23 protein-coding genes and 1 tRNA gene are annotated in these 20847 nt (G+C 50.5%); 13 read left to right on the plus strand and 11 right to left on the minus strand.

Annotated elements, in window-relative coordinates; genetic code table 11:
* Position 1 precedes the first annotated feature (1 nt).
* Together ppa and trxB are read right to left on the minus strand one after the other, a co-directional pair.
* On the minus strand, positions 2-538 hold the full coding sequence (gene ppa / locus AOC34_RS03065) for an inorganic diphosphatase (protein WP_108468720.1): 537 nt from the start codon (positions 536-538) through the stop codon (positions 2-4).
* A gap of 101 nt (positions 539-639) precedes the next feature.
* Entirely contained in the window at positions 640-1593 is a 954-nt protein-coding gene (trxB, locus tag AOC34_RS03070) for a thioredoxin-disulfide reductase (RefSeq protein WP_108468721.1), read from the minus strand.
* A gap of 38 nt (positions 1594-1631) precedes the next feature.
* On the opposite strand from trxB, the gene AOC34_RS03075 reads away from it, so the two are divergent.
* The 6 genes from AOC34_RS03075 (at position 1632) to AOC34_RS03100 (ending at position 8074) form a co-directional block, all read left to right on the plus strand.
* Positions 1632-3935 (plus strand): DNA translocase FtsK, encoded by a 2304-nt coding sequence (locus AOC34_RS03075; protein WP_108468722.1) that lies wholly within the window; start codon positions 1632-1634, stop codon positions 3933-3935.
* A gap of 8 nt (positions 3936-3943) precedes the next feature.
* Positions 3944-4627: an outer membrane lipoprotein carrier protein LolA gene (locus tag AOC34_RS03080; protein ID WP_108468723.1), complete on the plus strand. Its 684-nt coding sequence runs from the start codon at positions 3944-3946 to the stop codon at positions 4625-4627.
* Positions 4628-4651: 24 nt separating this feature from the next.
* Entirely contained in the window at positions 4652-5983 is a 1332-nt protein-coding gene (serS, locus tag AOC34_RS03085; protein ID WP_108468724.1) for a serine--tRNA ligase, read from the plus strand.
* 31 nt (positions 5984-6014) lie between these two features.
* Positions 6015-6104, plus strand: a tRNA-Ser gene (locus AOC34_RS03090).
* 99 nt (positions 6105-6203) lie between these two features.
* Positions 6204-7439 (plus strand): hypothetical protein, encoded by a 1236-nt coding sequence (locus AOC34_RS03095; protein WP_159074800.1) that lies wholly within the window; start codon positions 6204-6206, stop codon positions 7437-7439.
* 89 nt (positions 7440-7528) lie between these two features.
* On the plus strand, positions 7529-8074 hold the full coding sequence (locus tag AOC34_RS03100) for a lipid-binding SYLF domain-containing protein (protein WP_199908315.1): 546 nt from the start codon (positions 7529-7531) through the stop codon (positions 8072-8074).
* A gap of 21 nt (positions 8075-8095) precedes the next feature.
* Here AOC34_RS03100 and AOC34_RS03105 read toward each other — a convergent pair whose 3' ends face one another.
* A complete protein-coding gene (locus AOC34_RS03105) occupies positions 8096-8743 on the minus strand; it encodes a histidine phosphatase family protein (RefSeq protein ID WP_108468726.1) in 648 nt (215 codons plus the stop codon).
* A gap of 3 nt (positions 8744-8746) precedes the next feature.
* Complete coding sequence (locus AOC34_RS03110) at positions 8747-9364, minus strand: lipocalin family protein (RefSeq protein WP_108468727.1); 618 nt, start codon at positions 9362-9364, stop codon at positions 8747-8749.
* Positions 9365-9449: 85 nt separating this feature from the next.
* On the opposite strand from AOC34_RS03110, the gene AOC34_RS03115 reads away from it, so the two are divergent.
* Complete coding sequence (locus AOC34_RS03115) at positions 9450-11285, plus strand: AsmA family protein (RefSeq protein ID WP_159074801.1); 1836 nt, start codon at positions 9450-9452, stop codon at positions 11283-11285.
* On the opposite strand, the gene AOC34_RS03120 is transcribed toward AOC34_RS03115, so the two are convergent.
* Positions 11282-11656: a phage holin family protein gene (locus AOC34_RS03120; RefSeq protein ID WP_108468729.1), complete on the minus strand. Its 375-nt coding sequence runs from the start codon at positions 11654-11656 to the stop codon at positions 11282-11284. The two genes, AOC34_RS03115 and AOC34_RS03120, sit on opposite strands and share 4 nt — an antisense overlap.
* A gap of 163 nt (positions 11657-11819) precedes the next feature.
* Here AOC34_RS03120 and AOC34_RS03125 point away from each other — a divergent pair, with 163 nt between their 5' ends.
* From AOC34_RS03125 to AOC34_RS03140, 4 genes are all read left to right on the plus strand, one after another.
* Positions 11820-12341, plus strand: a complete 522-nt coding sequence (locus tag AOC34_RS03125) for a LexA family protein (RefSeq protein WP_108468730.1) — start codon at positions 11820-11822, stop codon at positions 12339-12341.
* Between the two features lie 14 nt (positions 12342-12355).
* On the plus strand, positions 12356-13654 hold the full coding sequence (locus AOC34_RS03130; protein ID WP_108470018.1) for a Y-family DNA polymerase: 1299 nt from the start codon (positions 12356-12358) through the stop codon (positions 13652-13654).
* A 64-nt stretch (positions 13655-13718) separates the two neighbouring features.
* Complete coding sequence (locus AOC34_RS03135; protein WP_108468731.1) at positions 13719-13949, plus strand: hypothetical protein; 231 nt, start codon at positions 13719-13721, stop codon at positions 13947-13949.
* A gap of 78 nt (positions 13950-14027) precedes the next feature.
* Positions 14028-15176 (plus strand): aminotransferase class V-fold PLP-dependent enzyme, encoded by a 1149-nt coding sequence (locus AOC34_RS03140; protein ID WP_108468732.1) that lies wholly within the window; start codon positions 14028-14030, stop codon positions 15174-15176.
* 7 nt (positions 15177-15183) lie between these two features.
* On the opposite strand, the gene AOC34_RS03145 is transcribed toward AOC34_RS03140, so the two are convergent.
* Both AOC34_RS03145 and AOC34_RS03150 read right to left on the minus strand, forming a co-directional pair.
* Positions 15184-15408, minus strand: coding sequence for a SlyX family protein (locus tag AOC34_RS03145; protein ID WP_108468733.1), 225 nt, complete (start codon positions 15406-15408; stop codon positions 15184-15186).
* An 11-nt stretch (positions 15409-15419) separates the two neighbouring features.
* Positions 15420-15653, minus strand: coding sequence for a hypothetical protein (locus tag AOC34_RS03150; protein ID WP_108470019.1), 234 nt, complete (start codon positions 15651-15653; stop codon positions 15420-15422).
* A gap of 79 nt (positions 15654-15732) precedes the next feature.
* Here AOC34_RS03150 and AOC34_RS03155 point away from each other — a divergent pair, with 79 nt between their 5' ends.
* Complete coding sequence (locus tag AOC34_RS03155) at positions 15733-16749, plus strand: LLM class flavin-dependent oxidoreductase (protein WP_108468734.1); 1017 nt, start codon at positions 15733-15735, stop codon at positions 16747-16749.
* Here AOC34_RS03155 and AOC34_RS03160 read toward each other — a convergent pair.
* The 4 genes from AOC34_RS03160 to AOC34_RS03175 form a co-directional block, all read right to left on the minus strand.
* On the minus strand, positions 16746-17183 hold the full coding sequence (locus AOC34_RS03160; protein ID WP_108468735.1) for a putative toxin-antitoxin system toxin component, PIN family: 438 nt from the start codon (positions 17181-17183) through the stop codon (positions 16746-16748). The two genes, AOC34_RS03155 and AOC34_RS03160, sit on opposite strands and share 4 nt — an antisense overlap.
* 29 nt (positions 17184-17212) lie before the next feature.
* Positions 17213-17761, minus strand: a complete 549-nt coding sequence (locus AOC34_RS03165) for a YaeQ family protein (RefSeq protein ID WP_108468736.1) — start codon at positions 17759-17761, stop codon at positions 17213-17215.
* 76 nt (positions 17762-17837) lie between these two features.
* On the minus strand, positions 17838-18287 hold the full coding sequence (locus AOC34_RS03170) for a GNAT family N-acetyltransferase (RefSeq protein ID WP_108468737.1): 450 nt from the start codon (positions 18285-18287) through the stop codon (positions 17838-17840).
* A gap of 11 nt (positions 18288-18298) precedes the next feature.
* Positions 18299-19144 carry an aldo/keto reductase gene (locus AOC34_RS03175; protein WP_108468738.1) on the minus strand — a complete coding sequence of 282 codons (846 nt, stop codon included), beginning with the start codon at positions 19142-19144 and terminating at the stop codon, positions 18299-18301.
* Positions 19145-19221: 77 nt separating this feature from the next.
* Here AOC34_RS03175 and AOC34_RS03180 point away from each other — a divergent pair, with 77 nt between their 5' ends.
* Positions 19222-20832, plus strand: a complete 1611-nt coding sequence (locus tag AOC34_RS03180; protein ID WP_108468739.1) for an NAD(P)/FAD-dependent oxidoreductase — start codon at positions 19222-19224, stop codon at positions 20830-20832.
* Positions 20833-20847: the final 15 nt, after the last annotated feature.

The following is a 20847-nucleotide window of genomic DNA, read 5'->3' on the forward strand; positions in this document are numbered from 1 at the left end:
CTTATGCCTTTTCCTTATTGTTCCGTTCAATTCCTTCGAGGATTTCTTTATGGGCATCGGCAACGCCGCCCCAACCACGAACCTTCACCCATTTACCTTTTTCGAGGTCTTTGTAGTGCTCAAAAAAGTGCTTAATTTGATTGAGGGTCAAGGCATTCAAGTCTTCTGGTTTTTGCCAGTGGGAATAAATCGGCAGAATGCGGTCTTCAGGCACAGCCAACAACTTAGCATCTTCGCCGCCTTCGTCTTCCATCTGTAATACACCAATCGCGCGGCAGCTAATGACAACACCGGGAACCAGGGGGAAGGGAGTAATGACGAGGACATCAACCGGGTCGCCATCGCCAGCAATGGTTTGCGGAATGTAACCGTAGTTGCAGGGGTAATGCATGGCAGTGCCCATAAAACGATCAACAAACAGGGCGCCTGATTCTTTATCGACTTCGTACTTGATCGGATCCGCGTTCATTGGGATCTCAATAATCACATTGAAATTCTCAGGAATTTTTTTACCGGGATTGACTAGATTAAGGCTCATATACGCTCCAAACAATAATAAAAGGGGTGATTGATTTCATTCATGCTATTGCTTTGCGCTAAACCCGCGCATCGACAAAATAAAGGCACTCTCGATAGAAGTTACTCCAGGGTTTCTAAATAGCGCTGCGCATCCAGAGCGGCCATACAGCCCGTACCCGCACTGGTAATGGCTTGGCGGTAAATGTGATCCTGCACATCGCCAGCCGCAAAGACGCCTTGAATGTTTGTTGCTGTTGCGTTTCCAACTAATCCGGATTGGGTCTTGATATAACCACCTTCCATATCCAGCTGGCCAACAAACAATTCGGTATTGGGCTTGTGGCCAATCGCAATGAATGCACCCATTACAGGAATATCTTCTTTACTGCCGTCCTGCTTGGCAATGCGCACGCCGGTAACGCCTTTTTCATCGCCTAGGACTTCGTCCAGGGTGGCATTGAGCTTGAGTTCAACTTTGCCTTCGGCTACTTTCGCCATTAGGCGATCATTCAAAATAGGCTCGGCACGGAATTTATCGCGGCGATGAATCACGGTGACCTTACGAGCAATGCCAGTGAGGTAGAGCGCTTCTTCAACGGCTGTGTTGCCGCCACCAACCACGCACACATCTTGGTTGCGATAAAAAAAGCCATCGCAGGTAGCGCAGCCAGAAACGCCGCGACCCATAAAGGCTTCTTCGCTCGGTAGGCCAAGGTATTGTGCCGAGGCCCCTGTAGCAATGATTAGGGCATCGCAAGTGTACGTACCAGAGTCACCCACCAGGCGAATGGGCTTTTCGGAGAGGGCTGCAGTATGAATGTGATCAAAAATGATTTCGGTGTTGAAGCGCTCCGCGTGCTTTAAAAAACGGTCCATCAGCTCGGGTCCTTGAACCCCGTCCGGATCAGCCGGCCAGTTTTCCACATCCGTGGTGGTCATCAATTGACCGCCTTGGGCCATTCCGGTGATGAGGGTAGGTTGTAAATTGGCGCGGGCAGCATAAACTGCGGCACTGTAGCCTGCGGGGCCAGAGCCCAGAATCAGGACTTTGCTGTGTTTTGGAGTGGTAGTCATAAGCTAATTATAGGATTGCTTGATTACAATCAGGGAACATGGCTAAATCGACCCAATCCCCCACTAAATCCAAGCTACCGCCTCAGGATAGCGGGCAGGGACGAATGCCCCGCCTTTTTCTCGAAATCCGTTGGTTTTTGACCCTGGGGCTATGCCTTGGCTTGCTCGCGGTTTTAATAACCTATTCCAAGTCCGATCCAGCCTGGTCACATGCTAGTTTTGATGCGCCAAGCAATGTCGGCGGTCGTTTTGGGGCCTGGACTGCCGATTTAATGCTCTACATATTTGGGGTGTCTGCTTTTTGGTGGATCGTACTCTTTGGGCGCCGTGTAATTACGGGTTGGCGTGAGTTATGGAGCGTTCCATTGCCGCTGGACCCTGATGCCAAGCCTGATTCGCTGCTCGTACGTTGGCTTGGTTTTGGATTGACCCTGTGCTCGAGCATGGGTCTTGAGTCGATTCGCTTGCATTCCTTAGCAATTCCCTTGCCGAGGCCTCCGGGCGGTATCTTAGGTGAGTTAATTGGCGATCCCTTGGTGATGGTCCTCGGTTTTACTGGATCCACCGTATTGCTACTGTTTGGTCTCTTTGCTGGCCTCTCTTTATTTTTACGCTTCTCTTGGCTGAACGTTGCCGAGCAGGTGGGGCGATCCTTGGAGCTTGCCTATCGACGTCTGCGGGAACGTCGTGAACGGGTTGAGGACTTTAAGATTGGTGAGCAAGCGGCGGAAGAGCGTGAAGAGTTCGTAGAAGAAGTGCGCGGCCGGGTTGAAATTGCTCCTGCAGTTCAAATTGTGCGCGCACCCTTGCAGATTGCCAAGAGTGTGCGGGTTGAGCGTGAGAAACAACAACCCTTGTTTGTGGATATTCCCGATTCAGAATTGCCACCACTATCTTTATTGGATGAGGTGCCTGAAGCCAAGGAGACCATCTCTGTCGATATTTTGGAATTTACCTCGCGTCTGATTGAGCGCAAGCTCGACGAATTCGGCGTTGAAGTCAAAGTGATTGCAGCTTACCCAGGCCCGGTAGTCACGCGTTACGAAATCGAGCCAGCGATTGGTGTCAAAGGCAGTCAGATTGTTAATTTGTCACGTGATCTATCGCGATCATTGGGGCTGGTGAGCTTGCGTGTGGTGGAGACTATTCCCGGCAAAACCTGCATGGCTTTGGAGTTGCCTAACCCCACCCGCCAATCGGTTTACCTCTCTGAAATTCTCAGCTCACAGGTGTACAACGACAATCATTCGCTGCTCACCTTGGCCTTAGGTAAAGACATTTCGGGCAGCCCAATGGTGGCGGATTTGGCGAAGATGCCGCATTGCTTGGTGGCTGGTACGACGGGCGCTGGTAAATCAGTTGGTATTAATGCCATGATTTTGTCGATCCTGTTTAAGGCCAAGCCTGACGAAGTACGCTTGATCTTGATCGATCCCAAGATGTTAGAAATGGCGATGTACGACAAGATCCCCCATTTGCTTTGCCCCGTTGTAACCGATATGAAGCAGGCCTATAACGCACTCAATTGGGCAGTGAATGAGATGGAGCGCCGCTACAAACTCATGAGTAAGTTTGGGGTACGTAATTTAGCGGGCTTTAATAAAAAGATTCTCGAGGCAGAAGAAAAAGGGGAGAAGCTCACCAACCCATTTAGTTTGACGCCGGATGATCCTGAGCCAATCTACAAAGCCCCCGTGATTGTGATTGTGATCGATGAGCTCGCTGATCTGATGATGGTCTCTGGCAAAAAGATCGAAGAATTGATCGCGCGGATTGCACAAAAAGCCCGCGCAGCCGGCATCCATTTGGTACTCGCTACACAGCGGCCCAGCGTAGACGTGATTACGGGCTTGATCAAAGCCAACGTACCGACGCGGATTTCATTTCAGGTGAGCAGCAAAATCGACAGCCGTACTATCCTCGATCAGCAGGGTGCCGAAGCCCTATTAGGTATGGGCGACATGCTCTACATGGCTCCAGGCACTGGCTTGCCAGTCCGCGTACACGGAGCTTTTGTCTCGGACGATGAAGTGCACCGCGTAGTGGAATGGCTCAAAGAGAAAAGCGAAGCCAACTACATCGAAGGTGTTCTTGAGGGCGCCGATGAGTCCAATATTGACGTACTCAGTGGTGGTGGCAGTGGTGAAGCTGATCCGCTCTACGATCAGGCAGTCGCAGTGGTTTTGGATCACAAGCGTGCATCCATATCACTGGTGCAGCGGCATTTGCGGATTGGCTATAACCGCGCAGCCCGTTTACTCGAGGATATGGAAAAAGCCGGTATGGTCTCCAAAATGAGCGGCAGCGGTAACCGCGAAATCCTTGTCCGCGGCCCCGAATAAGTTTGATTATGACAATCCGTTTTCTAAGTGGCGCCTTCTGCGCTGCACTCCTTGCTTTACCAAACGCCTCGTTTGCACAAGACGCGCAAAGTGGCGTTGAGCAATTGCGCCAGTTTGTGCGCATATCCAAAACCGCCGAAGGGGAGTTTGTGCAACAGCAATTGCGTGCCCCCAAGCCCAATGAGCCTCAAGATAAAGGCCTGAAAGTGATTCGCAAAACCGAAGGACGTTTTATATTTCAGCGCCCGGGCCGCTTTGTGTGGGACACCACAAAGCCCTTTGAGCAACGTTTGATTGCCGATGGCAAGCAGCTCATCATGTGGGATAAGGATTTAAATCAAGCGACCTTTCGGCCTGCTGGGCAAGTTTTAGCATCAACCCCAGCCGCCATCTTGTTTGGTGAGGGGGCGCTAGAGCAACACTTTGATCTGGAAGAGGGCGCTGAACGTTCTGGTCTGCGCTGGGCCAACCTCAGGCCGAAAGCAAAGCCATCGGCTGGTAGCAACGACCTACCCTATACCTCGATTGCCATTGGCATGAGCGGTGGCCTACCGCGGGCTTTAGAGCTGATGGATGGATTGGGGAGCGTGGTGCAGCTGAGCCTAATGCAGATTCAGCTCAATATTCCCTTGCCTGCGAGCACCTTTACCTTCACGCCACCGGCTGGCGCGGAAGTCTTGCGCTTAAAATAACGTTTCGCACAAAACTAAAGCACCATGATCGATCCTCAACTCCTTCGCAAAGACATCACCGCGGTAGCAGCGCGCCTAGCTACTCGTAAATTTATTCTGCCGGTAGAGCAATTTAATGCTCTAGAGGTAGAGCGCAAGCAATTGCAATCGCGCACAGAAGAGTTGCAGGCTAAACGCAACCAACTCTCCAAAGCCGTTGGCATGAAAAAAGCCAAAGGTGAAGATGCCGCTGCAGAAATGGCTGAGGCTGTCCAAGTGAATGCGGATATGGAGGCAGGAGCGACCCGGCTATCCGTTTTGCAAACGGAGATCGCTGATTTTGTGGCCGGTATTCCAAATCTGCCCGATGAGTCAGTGCCCGTTGGCAAAGACGAAAAAGACAATCTCGAAATCAAGCAGTGGGGCAGCATTCCAACTTTTTCATTTCCAGTAAGAGACCACGTTGATCTGGGCGGACCTCTGGGGCTTGATTTTGAATCGGCCGCCAAGATCAGTGGCTCACGCTTCGTGGTGCTAAAGGGACAACTTGCAAAGCTGCACCGCGCCTTGGCCCAATTTATGCTCGACGTGCACACAGGGCAGCATGCCTATGAAGAGTTGTATGTCCCTTTTATGGTGAATGCCGCTTCGATGCGCGGCACTGGCCAGCTGCCCAAGTTTGAAGAAGATCTCTTTAAGGTCCCGCGCAAAATAGGTGAGGGCGAAGAGGGCGAAGAGGGCGAAGAGGGCGCTGAAGAGCGCATAGAAAACTTCTATTTAATTCCGACAGCGGAAGTGCCAGTCACGAACTTAGTACGCGACACCATTACCGCAGCAGAAGCCTTGCCACTGATGTACGTTGCGCATACTCCGTGCTTTCGCTCAGAGGCAGGCAGTTACGGGCGCGATGTGCGCGGCATGATTCGTCAGCACCAATTTGAAAAAGTTGAGCTGGTGCAAATTACCAAACCCGAAGAGTCAATGCGGCGCCTGGAAGAGCTAACACGGCATGCTGAAACCATTTTGGAGATGCTGGAGTTGCCTTACCGCCGTGTATTGCTTTGCACTGGCGATATGGGTTTTGGAAGCACGAAAACCTATGACCTTGAGGTCTGGATTCCATCGCAAAATGCCTATCGTGAAATCAGCTCCTGCTCCAATATGGGTGACTTTCAGGCTAGGCGCATGCAGGCCCGCTACAAGGTGGGCAACAATAAGCCAGAGCTACTCCATACCCTGAACGGTTCGGGTTTGGCAGTCGGTAGAACGGGCGTTGCTCTGCTTGAGAACTTCCAGGAAGCAGATGGCAGCATTCGTATACCAAAAGCCTTGCAGCCTTATATGGGCGGCATCACCAGCCTAAAGCCCAAGGCATAAGCATCCCAACGCTATAATTGAAGTTCGGTTCGGAGAGGTGGCAGAGTGGTCGAATGTACCTGACTCGAAATCAGGCGTACTGTCAAAGGTACCGTGGGTTCGAATCCCACCCTCTCCGCCATTAAATATATATAAATCAAATACTTATATATTGAATTGCTAAATTTTGTAATAGGATGGCCGTACATTTTGGAGCGCGTAAGCAGGTAATGCATGTCGGTTGGCTATTGATACTGCTCTTGCCACAGTTTTAAGACAAAATACACTATCACTAAGCCAATTTAACTTGGCATACAGTTTTTTGGTTACGAATATGGTTAAGTTAAGAACTGCTGGACTAATTGTAATTAGCGCTTTATTTCTTTCTGCTTGCGCAGGGACTCCCGTGAAGCCAAGCTTTACAAATATGGCGTCCACTTTTGCCCAATCTCTTGCTGCTTATCAAACTGATGGCGTCCTTACAAATATCATCCGAGCATCAGAAGAGCGCCCGCTAAGCTTTTTAGATATTCCCAGCATAAATGGGTCAGGTAATGTAAGCCAATCACACTCAGCCGGCCTAACGCTTGGGGCGTTAAGTGTAAATAATTTGTATGGTTCCATTGCGAGTGTTTCTCCCAATTTTAGTGTTTCACTTGGGACATCATTTAACTTTACGCAATCCTCTCTTGATAACGCAACATTCTGGTCGGGAATTTTAAGTAAGGTCCAACCAAAAGGGCTTGCGTATTTTAGAAATCCTAATATCCCAAGAGAGTTGCTTTTTGCCCTTGCTATTGAGTCGATTGACATAACAGACGCACAAGGTAAAACCTCAAGATACGTCAACAGTCCGCTTGAGCCTAATTACCCGCAATTTGAGAAAGTACTTTATGAACTGCTTGAGTCGGGTTTAGATGTTGTGGCGACAGCAGTGCCAGCTCCCGCTTCCGGGCAGCAGCCACAAAGTAATAAGCAAGCGCCGAATCAACAACAAGCAACGGTGAGCTATAACCTATGCCTGATAGGTAATATGGCAAATACTGCAAAAGAAATGAAATATGACTCTGCAAATTATTGCGGAGGAAAACTGCCCGCATTATTTAATCCAAACGATAAAAATGCTGCGTTTACGGTTAATTTACGCTCGCCTAAACAAATCTTTAACTATCTTGGCGAAGTAGTTCAAGCGCAGAATCTGACTGATCCTAAGCTTGTAAGGCTTCCCCCAACTACCAACACTACGATCCGTAAATCCGGTGAGAGCAATCAATACGCCCTAATAGTCGTTGAGAAGAATGCCTCGTCTACCTCTAATTTGTATGCAAGTACCGTTGGTACCTACGGCGACTATTACTCAGTCCCAAAAGAGAACAATGGCTATTCACCATTAGTCATAGATATGTTGCTGCTAATGATTACGCTAAATAAAATCTCCGGGAGCATACCGCAACAGCCTGCTGTTTTAATTAGATGAGCACCATTGATAGCCCCCAAAGTAAATCTGCGCAATATGAATTCGTCTTATTCTGCTATCTAGCTGACACACTTTATCGGATGCCAATCATGCTCTTTGCCCAACGCTATATTGTATTTTTACTCTTATCTTTCTCCCTTTGTTTTGGTCTTGCCCATGCAGAGAGCAGGGCAGAACTAGACCGAAGTGCGCGTACGGCGCTCAATCAACTAATTGCTAGCAACGCCAATGCAAAAAAGCTGAGTGAGAAAGCCATTGCTACCTTGGTATTTCCAGTGGTAACCAAGGCTGGCTTGATTGTGGGCGGCCAATATGGTGATGGTGTTTTATTACGGGGCGGAAGACCGGCGGCCTATTACAACACTGCGGGTGGCTCATATGGCCTACAGGCAGGAGCGCAGCAGTTTGCGTATGTCTTATTCTTCATGAAAGAATCTGCACTAAATGCCTTAGATTCAACCCAGGGATTTGAGATTGGGGTGGGGCCAAGTGTTGTGTTGGTTGACCAAGGTGTAGCTAGTTCGACAACCTCAATCACTGCCCAAGACGATATTTATGCCTTCATTACCGCCCAAAAAGGCGCTATGGCAGGTATTGGTATTCAGGGCAACAAGATTACGAAGCTAGCGAAGTAAGAGCATCTGTTGCGGGCCGCATTAAAGGTCCACGTTATCCAGGGCTAGCGTGCTGAGGTGATCCGTATCGGCCCAGCGCTCAACCGACCAAGCCTTTCCATCGAAGGCAATCCAATTTAAGGACGTATTCGGGACCACCGCCACTCGTGCTTGATCCAATGCTTGTTTGGTAGCAATGCGGTACATCATATCGAGGGTTCCGCCATGGCTCACCACCAAAATGGTTTGGCCTTGGTGTGCGGCCACTAGCATCGCCAAGGCGCGCTGCGCCCGTTCATGAAACGCTTGAATACTTTCACCGCCGCCTAAGTCATGCTGAATATCGCGCGCCAGGTGTGCTTGCCATACTTCTGGCACCGCATGCGGGGCATCGTCTAGGCGCAGGCCTTGTAAAACCCCAACATGGCGTTCCCGAAAGATGGGATTAATCGTGATGCCAAGCCCTAATGCACTTGATACCTGTTTAGCCGTATCGGCAGCACGCTGCAAATCACTGGAGTAGAGATGATTGAATGTATGGCCGGCGCGCTGCAAGGATTGCGCTAAGAGTTGGGCCTGCGCTTGCCCATGGCTATTGAGTGGGATATCAATATGACCTTGCATGCGGCGTTCGGCGTTCCAGTCGGTTTCACCATGGCGGGCAAAACAAATGCGGGTGATCGTACTCATGGCTTATTGCGTGATGGGTTTTGCTGTCGTTTGTTTTGAGATTTCAATTGCATCGAGATTAAACCCTTTTTCCTTTAAACGCTGTAATAAGGCGTCATAGGCTTTGGGTTCAACGGTTTGCGTGCGCGACAAAACCCACAGGTATTTACGGCTCGGCTCACTGACAGCGGCAAGCTGGTATTGCGGGTCTAAATCAATGACCCAGTAATTACCCCAAACAAAGGGCAGAAAGGAGAGCCAGGCTGGCGCAAAGCGAACTTTTAATTTGGGCGAGTTTGCATCCCCGACTTGTTTAGCTTCACCGAGTGCATCGGTCATCGAGCCATCTTCTTTTTGGCAGCGATTGAGTACCTGCAGCATGCCATTGGGCTGGATGGCATACGTTGCACTGGTGTTCGCGATGCAGCGCTTCTGAAACCAGTTGGGATACTTAGCCACTTCGTACCATGTGCCCATGTACCGAGCTACATCCAGTGAAGCAATTGCTTCGAGCGGTGCGGGCGATGCCTCGCCTGATTGCGCTTGAGCCGATGAAAGTGGGACCCATGCGCTAAAACTGAGGCAAAGTGCAGCGATGAGCGATCGACCAAGGAGGCGCGTGATTGGATTGGTTGTGTTCATACCAATACTGTATACCTTTCAATGCCACCCTTGACAGGCCGATTGCGCTATATTGATATGTGGATAAAAAAATATGCAAAGCAGGATGAGTCGACCATTAAAAAGAGTGCTGATTGGGTTTGGCGCGCTTATGGTCGCCTTGCTGATTGGGTTTGCTTATTTGAGTACCCTCATTAGCCCCGCTAAGTTAACGCAGATGCTGGTACTAGAGGTGCGTGAAGCAACGGGGCGTGAGCTATCAATCACAGGGCCTGTGCGTTTGGGATTTTTTCCGAGAATCGCCGTATCGGCAGAGCAAGTGAGTTTAAGTAATGCGGCTTGGGCCAAGAAACCACAAATGGCAAGCCTAGAAAAAGTCGCTTTAGAAATCAGCCTTTTGCCATTGCTGAGCGGACGCATTGAAGTGAGCAGCATTCAATTGGCAGGATTGACCCTGAATTTAGAAACCAATGCAAAGGGCGAGGGTAATTGGCTGATGAGTGGCGTTGCTTCGCCCAATGGCGCAACAGTATCCCCTTCCACTGATACCGATACTGCAGATCGCAATACGGTGTTAATTGAGAATCTTAATTTAACCAATGGCCAGATTTATTACCAGCCCAGTGGCGCTGCCGTCAGTAGCTATGGGATATCGCGTTTATCGCTGCAAAAGAGTGGCAGCGATACTGTGATCAATGCCGACCTAAAGCAGAACGCGTTTACGCTGGCGCTCAAAGGCAAGATGACCTCGATTCGGGAGGTCTTGCGCAGCATAGGGACAGAGGCAATTGATGTCAATTTCGATTTTGAAGTGACGCTAGGCGGCAAAGCTTCGCAACTCAAGGGGAAAGCAGCGCTCAATCCAGCTAAGCCCACTCAGTTTGATGTTTCATTTAAAGCGGGCGAGCTCGATTTATCCGCCATACCGGCATTCAGCTCCCCTGCATCGCCTACAACATCTGTAGCATCCAACGCAAATACGACTGCCACGAAAGTATTTAATACTATCGCGCCACCCAGCCAGACTCGAACTGCTGCACGTGCTGCCGAGCGCTTCTTTAGCGATACTCCATTGCCGCTCGATTACCTGCCCAGTGGCAATGGCACCCTGAATGTTGATATCGCTCAGTTGGTACTCCCCAGCAAGGTAGTGCTCAAAAAAGTAGTTACCTTGGTTCGCCTCAGTCCGCAGCAGATGGACATTCCCAAGATGGCATTTCAGTTGGGTAACGGTCAGTTTGATGGCTCTGCGCGCATTGGCAATACACAGACTTCGCCGAATTGGGCATTCAAAGGCCAGGCTAGCGGCTTTACCTTAGAGCAATTGCTGGCCTCAACCAATTCCAAAGGAAAGGTGAGCGGCGGTGATATGCACGCTGCCTTTAATTTCACGAGTAGCGGCATGAGTCCAAATCAAATCGCTTCCGGTTTAAGTGGTCAAAGCCAAATTACGATTGGTAGTGCGCGCCTTGCGTCGAGCTTCATGAACCAGGGTGGTGATGTATTAATTAGCTTATTTGATGCGATTAATCCGATGCGCAAAAAGACCAATGAAACAACCCTCGAGTGCGCAGTTGCTTATTTGCCAGTCAAAAACGGAGTAGTTACTGTTCGGGATTCCATCGGCGTTGAAACGGATCGTTTAAATATTGTTTTAGCTGGATCCGTTAATCTGAACAGCGAGCAGATTAATTTGGCTTTTTACCCCAAAGAAAAATCAGGCCTCACTGCGGGCCTGGATTTGGCGAGCTTGGTACGCCTACAAGGTAGTTTGGTTAAGCCACAGGTTGGGATCAACAAAGAGGCGGCGGTGAGTCAAGCATTGACACTCGGCCTTGGATTTTTAACGGGCGGCGCATCGATCGTTGCGCAGAATGCGGAAGGGGTTATGAACAAACCCCATCCTTGCCGTACGGCCATGCACAGTTGGGATCGTATTTAATGACGCTCGTAACGCACTTCGGTTTTAAAAACGCTGGCGCCAATAAAAAGACTAAATACAGAAATAAAGATACCTGCAAAGAAGGCAGTCCAAAAGCTCGAGATCGTAAAGCCACTCACCACGGTTGAGACCAGCATCAAGACGAGTGCATTAATGACCAGCAAGAAGAGGCCCATCGTCAAGGCCGTGAGTGGCAGTGTGAGCAAAACGAGGATGGGTTTCACAATCGCGTTGGCAAAACCCAATACCAGGGCAGCAACAATGAGGGCGGCTGCGCCATCAAACTGAATACCATCAAAAATAAAACTCGTCACCCATAGGGAAAGGGCGGTTAGACCCCATTGCGCAAAAAAGGGAATGAGGTTTGGCATGGCAGGGTACTTTCTGGAAAGGGATGCAATTGATCTTACCAGCCGAGGGCGCCTGAATTCAGCCCCGGCAGCATTAAAAAACCAATTCCTTTAGTAAATTTGGCATTTTTAGGATGGGGTGTTTATACTGTGTTTTTATACAGTACTTTAAGCAAAATCCACCATGAATCCCCCCGTTTTAAGACCGATTCAGGCCATTTCTGAGCTGGGGCTTAGCCAAGCCCCCGAACGCCTTGCCTTCGATGCGCCACCCTCCGAGTTGCGTCTACTGGTCCACGGTTTGTCTGCCGGCTTTCCCTCGCCTGCAGGGGACTACGTCGAGGATGCCCTCGATCTAAATCAGTACTTGATTCAGAATAAGCCCGCCACCTTTTTGTTTACGGTGCGCGGCGATTCGATGATGGGCGCCAGCATTGAAGATGGCGATAAGGTGGTGGTGGACCGAGCACTCAAGCCTAAGCACCAGGACATCATCGTCGCCGTTGTGAATGGTGACTACACCATCAAACGTTTGTATAAATACCGCGGCACGATTGAGTTGCGCCCTGAAAACTCCAACTACCCAGCAATCACCTTTACGGATGGCGCTGAGCTACAAGTCTGGGGTGTGGTGGTTGGTGTGGTGCGTAAATACATTAATAAAGCGGCGCCGCATGCCCAGCAGCGCCACACTACCCATTCTTGATCATGGGGGCGGCGATGGGGGTAGCGTCGCGCGTAGCGCATTTTGCCTTGGTGGATGTCAATAATTTTTATGTTTCATGCGAGCGGGTATTTCAGCCGCGCCTAGAGCGCGTACCGCTGGTGGTGTTATCCAATAACGACGGCTGTGCGGTAGCGCGCAGCAGTGAAGTGAAGGCATTGGGCGTGAAGATGGCAACACCCTGGTTTTTGCTCAAGGACTTAGCGGCCCAGCATGGCATACAAGCGCTATCGTCAAACTACACCTTATACGGTGACATGAGTGAGCGTGTGGTCTCCATCCTGCGCGACTTTTCACCGGACATTGAGGTCTATAGCATCGATGAAAGTTTCTTGCGTATCGATGCCGTCACCCATCTTTACCCAAGCTCACTTGCAATGGGAGAGGTCATTCGCAGTCGCATTCGGCAATGGACTGGATTGCCGGTGTGCGTAGGCATGGGTGCTTCTAAAACCTTGGCTAAGTTAGCCAATCATCTGGCCAAAAAACATCCTGTATTCAATGGGGTGTGCGATCTGAATGTGCTATCCAGTCCAGAGCTAGAGCATTGGCTGTCGATCACCGAGGTTGGTGAGGTATGGGGGGTGGGCCGCCAGCTCACCTTACGCCTGCAGGCGATGGGTATTAAGACGGTATGGGATTTGCGCTGCGCCTCCCCAAAAATGCTGCGAGCGCATTTTGGTGTAGTGATGGAACGCACGGGCAGTGAGCTTAATGGCATTTCATGTTTGGAGCTGGAACAGATAGTGCCTGCTAAGCAGCAAATTATTGCGTCGCGTAGTTTTGGTAGGGCAGTGATCAGCCTCGAAGAGCTTGAGGAATCCGTCGCCACCCACATGGCCAGGGCCTGCGAAAAGTTGCGAACGCAATCGTCGGTAGCAGCGATGATCCAGGTATTTGTACGTACCAATCACTTTAAGCCGAGTGAGCCGCAATACAGTCCAAGCATTGCAATTGGATTGGTGGAGGCCTGTGATGACACCTTGGTCTTAACGGATGCCGCACTAAGCGGTTTAGGGCGGATTTTTAAAGCCGGTTACCGCTATAAAAAAGCCGGTGTTGTGCTGAGCGGCATTTCAGAAAAGGCGCAGCAGCAATCGAGCTTATTTGATGACCGTAGCTGGAATCACAAATCGGCCGAATTGATGAAGGTAATGGATGCGCTTAATACCCGTTTTGGAAAAAAGACCGTGCATTCGGCGGCAATGGGAAGCACCATGGGCTGGGCCATGCGCTCTGAAAATCGCTCACCCCACTACACCACCTGCTGGGATGAATTGCCGTTTGTTAGATAAGCCAGCTGGGTTTGCTAAGATTCAGGCTTATTTCGCATCCTAGTCAATCCTTGACCCTCAATTTATGTCCATTCTCGCCATTGCTTTAGCCGTTTTACTGGCTTTGTATTTCTTAATCAAGATCCTAGGTCGCCGCAGCGCCATTCGCCTGATGGTCGAAAATTACGGCCTAATCCCCGAAAAACTTGCCCCTTTGAGCGATCGGGAGATTAAGGAGTTATTGGCCAAACTCCACCATATGGCAGAAAAAGGCCAATCCGTTGCCCTAGAAACGGCTACGCGGCCTTATCGCTAGGCGACATTGCTAGAAACACGCAGTTTTCCGATGACCAGTATCATTGTGGGTTATTGCTTACATTATTAAGGAGATAGCATGCCTGGCTTGCTTCCAAACGTTGATCCCGATGGGTTGTTGGAGTTTTCAGTGGTCTATACCGACCGCTCGCTTAACCACATGTCTGAAGAGTTCAAAAAAGTCATGGTGGATATCTCTAGCGTACTCAAGGACGCCTATCAAGCTAGCTCGGCAATTGTGGTTCCGGGAAGCGGTACGTTTGGCATGGAAGCAGTGGCACGTCAATTTGCAAATCAAGAAAAGATCTTGGTATTGCGTAACGGTTGGTTTAGTTACCGCTGGACGCAAATTTTCGATATGGCCAACATCACTCAAGACGTTCATGTGATTAAGGGCAAGCAAGTCGAAAACGCGACTCAGGCGCCGTATGCGCCAGCTCCGATTGAAGAAGTCGTGGCCTACATTAAAAAAGAGAAGCCAGCCGTTGTCTTTGCACCCCACGTTGAAACTTCGGCCGGCATTATTTTGCCAGCGGATTACCTCCGTGCAGTGGGTGATGCAGTGGAATCGGTTGGCGGCTTATTTGTGCTCGATTGCATTGCGTCTGGCGCAATGTGGGTCGACATGAAGGCATGCAAGGTAGACGTTGTGATCAGCGCACCACAAAAAGGCTGGAGCAGTTCGCCATGCTGCGCCTTAATTGGCCTGAGCGCACGTGCACGCACCAAGATTGACAGCACCCAGAGCACCAGCTTTTCAACCGATCTGAAAAAGTGGTTGCAGATCATGGAAACCTATGAAAACGGTGGTCACGTGTATCACACCACGATGCCAACCGACGCTTTGAAGATTTTACGTAACGTGATGCAAGAGACTCAGGCCTTAGGCTTTGATCACTTACGCAATCAGCAAATCGAGCTGGGTAAAAAAGTACGTGCGATGTTGGTTAAGCGTGGCTACCCCTCAGTAGCTGCTCCTGGATTCGAAGCGGCTGGTGTGGTGGTGAGTTATACCGAAGATCCGGATATTCAGACGGGTAAGAAGTTCATTGCCTTGGGCTTGCAAACTGCTGCAGGTGTGCCGTTGCAGTGTGATGAGCGCCCAGACTTCAGAACCTTCCGCATCGGTTTATTTGGTTTAGAGAAGTTGACGCACGTAGATCGTACTGTGGCTCATCTGGAAAAAGCCATGGACCAGATTCAGTCGGTGGCCGCAGTAGCAGCCTAATTGCAGTTTAGTAGTGGGGCGGTATTTCGTCGCGTAAGTCTCTCGCGTCGTTACCGCCACCCAGTCCTTCCGAGCCACTCGCGCTCATCTGCTCCTTGAGCGATTTCATTTCTCGGTATAAAAATTCAATTTGCTGCTGTTGTTTGTAGATCGTTTGATTGAGGTTCTCAATTAAGTCCTCTGCAAAACTGAGTTTCACTTCCAAATTGGTAATGCGTTCTTCGCTGGACATGGCATTGCTTCCTAATTGGTTTCCGATGTCATCACTACAAAGCGACCATCTTCCATTTCGGCTTGGGGCCGAATCCAAAAATCATGGGTTTGTAGGGACTCATAGACATAGGCGGGCGCTAAGTCGGCCTCGATGTTGGCTAAGCAAACCACTCGATACAGGCCACCAGTCTTCACATGCTGCAGTTGGGTATTAGGCGCAAAGCGTCCATCGGATGCTTGTGCCATGCGGGGTTTTTGTGTCATCACGCACTTTCTTTTATGATCAAGTGACATTACAGCATGCATTGATCTACAGAATACCGTTTCCTTATAAAAACTAGCCATGTCGATTTCTTACTCGATTCTTGATTTATCGCCCATCCCAGAGGGTGGAACTGCGGCCATTGCGCTGCGTAACTCGCGTGATTTAGCGCAGCATGCGGAGGAGTGGGGGTATTCACGCTACTGGGTAGCTGAGCACCACAATATGACAGGCAATGCGAGCTCGGCTACGGCAGTATTGATTGGGTATATTGCTGAGGGCACAAAGACTATTCGCGTTGGCTCTGGCGGCATCATGCTGCCTAATCATGCCCCTTTGGTGATTGCCGAACAATTTGGTACTTTGGCATCCCTTTACCCGGGCCGGATTGAGCTCGGGCTTGGCAGGGCGCCAGGTACCGATCAGATGACGGCCCAAGCGCTACGCCGTGATTTGCAAGGCAGCGATCACGAGTTTGCGCAAGACGTGCGCGAGCTGCAGCAATACTTTGCACCGGATCAGGAAGGTCAGCGTGTGCGCGCTATCCCGGGAGTCGGTTTAGAGCTACCTATCTGGATATTGGGTTCCAGTTTATACGGCGCTCAATTGGCAGCCGATTACGGCTTGCCATATGCGTTTGCATCGCACTTTGCTCCCGATTATTTGCAAGAAGCCATCAAAACCTATCAAACTTACTTTCGTCCATCTGCACAACTCAAGAAGCCCTATGCCGTCTTTGGGGTGAATGTGATTGCGGCCGATACCGACGAAGAGGCGCAATACTTGTTTACTACTTTGCAGCAGCATTACACGCGTGCGCGGCGCAATACCCGTGGGCAGTTGCCGCCGCCGATTGCCGATATCGAGGCTTTTTGGGAGCCCCATGAAAAAGCGGGCGTGATGCGGTCCTTGGCCTGCTCGGTGGTTGGCTCACCCAAAACCATACGCCTTGGATTGCAACGCTTGCTGGAAATCAGTGGGGCCGATGAAATTTTAGTTGCGGGTCAAATTTACGATCATGCGGCGCGCTTGCGCTCGTTTGAGATTGCGGGAGAAGTGATTCGTAATTTAGAGCCCGATTTTCCAGGCGACGACTAAGGTGATGGCGCTTGAAGGTAATCGTACTGGTTAGTAATTTCTACGCCGTGACCTTTGGCGCTGACACGCAACTCCAATACGCGTAGATCTTTGCTGAATAAGACAGCTGGTCGAATACTGTAGGCCATATCAAGAAAGATTTGATCGTCTAGATCACGGCAAATGAATGGGGCAGACTCAATCGCAGTGTTCTCCAGCAGTCGAGTAAGGCTTTCCCATGCCTGCAGAATCATTTCTTGCTCTTGTTGGCTTAGCTTAAAGATCGGACGCTGAATTACATCGACGAGCTCTAGCATGGATGCTTCGCTTCGCACTGCATCCACTATTTTGGCATCGAGCATTAGTCGAAGGGGTTCAGCACTCGGATCTTTAAATACCAGCAAATCCAAAATGACATTGGTATCCAGCACCAAGCGAGGTTTTATGTCAGTCAAAGCAGTATTCGCATTTAAGGATAAATGCCTTAGCTAGCAGGCGCTTTCCAGATCTCCGGAACCACGGTGACCTGCCCTTGGTCTGCAGAGACCAGCATCTCACCATCTTGAATATTGATGTGAATAATCATGCTGCGCTCCACCAGCGCAATTAAGGCTTTCGACTGCTCCTCGGGTATAGCAACAACGCTCAAGTTACGCGCACGCTCCAACTTGTTCTTGATGCCATCCCACCATAATTTGCTGGTGTTGCCGGCATAGCAATAGACGACCACTTGATCGGAGCGACCGCAGGCTTTCAGAATGCGCCGCTCGTCGGGCTGGCCAATATCAATCCATAGATTGATTGCGCCGGTCAGGTCTTTTACCCAAATATCAGGCTCGTCGGTGTCGCTTAACCCTTTAGTAAAGACCAAATGCTCTTGTGCATTGAGTGCAAAGGCAATGAGGCGAATCATCATGCGCTCATCGGTCTCAGAAGGGTGCTTTGCGACTGTTAAGGGATGGCTGGCATAGTAGTAGCGATCCCCATCGGCGATGTGGAGCTCTGCTTTATGAATGGTTGCGCGTAATGCCATGAAAAGATCCCTAGATTAATCTGCCGTTTGCCCTGATTGGCTGCAGAAAACAGACCATCATAATCCCCTTGGGGTCTTAGCGCGCTGGAGCGCCTAGAACTAGCCGCATGCATTGATGGGGAATGCCTACCTCGTCAAAGATTGCACCATCCGGTTTAAATTGCAGTTTGGCGTAGAAAGGTACTGCACTTTGCTGTGCATGGAGCTCAAATATACTTGCGCCTTGCATCATGCCGGCGCGGATTGATTCGCCGAGCAAGGCCGTTCCAATGCCTTGGCCACGAAATTCCCTTAGTACTGCCATGCGCCCAATCTTGGCTTTACTGGGGCCCTGCTCATCCAGATAGATTCGTGCGGTAGCAACGCACTGATTATCGACGTAGGCTAGTGCATGCTCGGCAATGGGGTCGTAATCATCGATTTCCAATTCAGCGGGAATGCCTTGCTCTTCGACAAAAACAGCGTAGCGAATGGCATATGCGGCATCGTGTGCTTCTGACCAGGGCCGGGTTTCAATCGTAATCATGATTTACAGCGTTAAATGATGGCCAATCGGCTAGTGCGGGTCGGTGCTGGAAACAGGGCGTCCAATTGAGATAAGGTAGCAGCACTCAATTGAATTTGACTTGCCTGCCAGTTTTCCTCAACGCGGTCGAGGTGGGTTGATTTCGGGATAGCAACCGCATGGGGGTGGCGCAAAATCCACGCCAGTGCCAGTTGGGCGGCAGTCAGACCCTGTTCAGCGGCCAGCAGAGATAAGCCAGGGTGCCGTGCGAGATTGCCGGTACCCAGTGGCGAGTACGCCATGAGCGCGATAGCTTGCTTTTCCATGGCAGGCAGCAAATCAAACTCAATGCCGCGCTCATTGAGGGCGTAATACACCTGATTACTTTGGCAGCGGGAGGGAGAGCCGACATTCGCTTCGGCTTTGCGCCAGGACTGAAGCGCACCTTGATTAAAGTTACTCACACCAAAATGGCGAATCAGCCCACGCTCTTGGAGCGTTAAAAATCCCTCAATGGTGCTCTCAAAGGAATGGCTGCCTTGCCAGTGCAATAGGTAGTGATCCAAATAGTCGCATTGCATACGCCGCAAACTGGCTTCGCAGGCTTTAATCGTGCCCACTTTATTGGCATGGTGTGGCAGCACCTTGGAAACCAAAGTAACCTCCTCGCGGCGATTGGAGGCAAAGGAGCCAAGCGCCTTGCCGACGAGCGATTCAGCCACTCCGTCGGCGTACATTTCTGCGGTATCGATGAGGCGATACCCGACCTCAAGGGCGTGCACAATGGCGGCGCACTCAGCCTTGGCTTGACTGGGGTCTTCGCCCATTTGCCATGTGCCTAGGCCAATGCGAGACTGAAACAGGGGTGTGGATTGCATGGCGTCTAATATAACCAAAAAACAGTAGCCGTAGCAGATGATTACTTACTATCCAAGACTGTGTATCGTATAGCCCTATGATTCGAATTACCGAGCTGCGCCTGGCGATTGACCATGCCCCAGAAGCCCTGGAGGCGGCCATTGTGCGCTTTCTTAAAATTACCCCAAAAGACGTGATTTCTTTTGCGGTATTTAAGCGCAGCTATGACGCACGTAAAAATGTAGCCTTGGCATTTATCTATACGGTCGATGTTTCAGTTAAAGACGAGGACCGGGTATTAGCTCGCTTTGCTGGTGACGTTCATGTGCGACCATCGCCGGATACGCGTTATCACTTCGTCGCGAAAGCACCTCAAAAAATGGAGCGGCGGCCAGTCGTCATTGGTTTTGGCCCCTGCGGTATTTTTGCGGCCCTGCTGCTTGCGCAAATGGGCTTTAAGCCGATTGTCTTGGAGCGTGGAAAAGCAGTGCGGGAGCGCACCCAAGATACCTGGGGCTTATGGCGCAAGAGCACCCTCAATCCCGAGTCCAATGTGCAATTTGGCGAAGGGGGCGCTGGTACTTTTTCTGATGGCAAATTATGGAGCCAGGTTAAAGATCCGAAGTTTTACGGACGCAAGGTATTGCATGAGTTTGTTAAGGCGGGCGCCCCTGAAGAAATCTTGTACGTAGCTAAGCCACACATCGGCACCTTTCGCTTGGTGGGTGTGGTTGAAAAAATGCGCCAAGAAATTATTGCTTTGGGCGGAGAAATTCGCTTCTCCCAAAAAGTAACGGGCTTTGATATTGAGGACCAGCGGATTCGCGGCGTACGGCTGGAGAACGGTGAGCACATTGTTGCCGACCAGGTGATATTGGCCTTGGGTCATAGCGCACGCGACACCTTTCAGGCATTGCATGACGCTGGCGTATATTTAGAGGCAAAGCCATTTTCGATTGGGTTTCGGATTGAGCATCCGCAGTCGATGATCGATCGGGCGCGCCTGGGACCGCATGCGGGCAACCCCTTGATTGGGGCGGCCGATTACAAATTAGTACACCATGCCAAAAATGGGCGCTCAGTCTATAGCTTTTGCATGTGCCCGGGCGGCACGGTAGTGGCTGCCACTTCGGAGCCAAATCGCGTGGTTACCAATGGCATGAGTCAATACTCGCGTAATGAACGCAATGCGAATGCCGGCATTGTGGTGGGCATTAACCCAGAGGATTATCCGGGCGGCCCGATGGCTGGAATTGAGTTTCAACGTGCCATTGAATCCAAGGCATTTGAGCTCGGCGGTAAAAACTATGAAGCCCCCGGTCAATTGGTTGGCGATTTTTTAGCGCAAAGGCCCTCCACGGATTTTGGTGCTGTATTGCCATCGTATAAACCCGGTGTGCACTTAACAGATCTCGCCAGCAGCTTGCCGGACTATGCGATTGAGGCGATTCGAGAAGCGATTCCGGCATTTGAAAAACAGATACCGGGTTTTTCAATGAACGATGCCGTATTGACCGGGGTTGAGACGCGCACTTCATCGCCATTGCGGATTACGCGCGGTGCAAATTACCAAAGTTTGAATATCAAAGGCCTTTACCCCGCAGGTGAGGGCGCAGGTTACGCCGGTGGCATTATGTCCGCCGGAATCGATGGCATTAAAGTCGCCGAGGCCCTGGCATTGGAGTATTTGGCCGAGCACCCACAATAGGGCATGCCTGAGGCA

This window comes from Polynucleobacter difficilis, from assembly GCF_003065365.1.
Classification (GTDB): domain Bacteria; phylum Pseudomonadota; class Gammaproteobacteria; order Burkholderiales; family Burkholderiaceae; genus Polynucleobacter; species Polynucleobacter difficilis.

Excerpts from the sequence above, each read along its gene's own strand:
- ppa (WP_108468720.1), bottom strand. The coding sequence starts at position 538 with ATGAGCCTTAATCTAGTCAATCCCGGTAAAAAAATTCCTGAGAATTTC.
- trxB (WP_108468721.1), bottom strand. The coding sequence starts at position 1,593 with ATGACTACCACTCCAAAACACAGCAAAGTCCTGATTCTGGGCTCTGGC.
- AOC34_RS03075 (WP_108468722.1), top strand. The coding sequence starts at position 1,632 with ATGGCTAAATCGACCCAATCCCCCACTAAATCCAAGCTACCGCCTCAG.
- AOC34_RS03080 (WP_108468723.1), top strand. The coding sequence starts at position 3,944 with ATGACAATCCGTTTTCTAAGTGGCGCCTTCTGCGCTGCACTCCTTGCT.
- serS (WP_108468724.1), top strand. The coding sequence starts at position 4,652 with ATGATCGATCCTCAACTCCTTCGCAAAGACATCACCGCGGTAGCAGCG.
- AOC34_RS03100 (WP_199908315.1), top strand. The coding sequence starts at position 7,529 with ATGCTCTTTGCCCAACGCTATATTGTATTTTTACTCTTATCTTTCTCC.
- AOC34_RS03105 (WP_108468726.1), bottom strand. The coding sequence starts at position 8,743 with ATGAGTACGATCACCCGCATTTGTTTTGCCCGCCATGGTGAAACCGAC.
- AOC34_RS03110 (WP_108468727.1), bottom strand. The coding sequence starts at position 9,364 with ATGAACACAACCAATCCAATCACGCGCCTCCTTGGTCGATCGCTCATC.
- AOC34_RS03115 (WP_159074801.1), top strand. The coding sequence starts at position 9,450 with ATGAGTCGACCATTAAAAAGAGTGCTGATTGGGTTTGGCGCGCTTATG.
- AOC34_RS03120 (WP_108468729.1), bottom strand. The coding sequence starts at position 11,656 with ATGCCAAACCTCATTCCCTTTTTTGCGCAATGGGGTCTAACCGCCCTT.
- AOC34_RS03125 (WP_108468730.1), top strand. The coding sequence starts at position 11,820 with ATGAATCCCCCCGTTTTAAGACCGATTCAGGCCATTTCTGAGCTGGGG.
- AOC34_RS03130 (WP_108470018.1), top strand. The coding sequence starts at position 12,356 with ATGGGGGTAGCGTCGCGCGTAGCGCATTTTGCCTTGGTGGATGTCAAT.
- AOC34_RS03135 (WP_108468731.1), top strand. The coding sequence starts at position 13,719 with ATGTCCATTCTCGCCATTGCTTTAGCCGTTTTACTGGCTTTGTATTTC.
- AOC34_RS03140 (WP_108468732.1), top strand. The coding sequence starts at position 14,028 with ATGCCTGGCTTGCTTCCAAACGTTGATCCCGATGGGTTGTTGGAGTTT.
- AOC34_RS03145 (WP_108468733.1), bottom strand. The coding sequence starts at position 15,408 with ATGTCCAGCGAAGAACGCATTACCAATTTGGAAGTGAAACTCAGTTTT.
- AOC34_RS03150 (WP_108470019.1), bottom strand. The coding sequence starts at position 15,653 with ATGACACAAAAACCCCGCATGGCACAAGCATCCGATGGACGCTTTGCG.
- AOC34_RS03155 (WP_108468734.1), top strand. The coding sequence starts at position 15,733 with ATGTCGATTTCTTACTCGATTCTTGATTTATCGCCCATCCCAGAGGGT.
- AOC34_RS03165 (WP_108468736.1), bottom strand. The coding sequence starts at position 17,761 with ATGGCATTACGCGCAACCATTCATAAAGCAGAGCTCCACATCGCCGAT.
- AOC34_RS03170 (WP_108468737.1), bottom strand. The coding sequence starts at position 18,287 with ATGATTACGATTGAAACCCGGCCCTGGTCAGAAGCACACGATGCCGCA.
- AOC34_RS03175 (WP_108468738.1), bottom strand. The coding sequence starts at position 19,144 with ATGCAATCCACACCCCTGTTTCAGTCTCGCATTGGCCTAGGCACATGG.
- AOC34_RS03180 (WP_108468739.1), top strand. The coding sequence starts at position 19,222 with ATGATTCGAATTACCGAGCTGCGCCTGGCGATTGACCATGCCCCAGAA.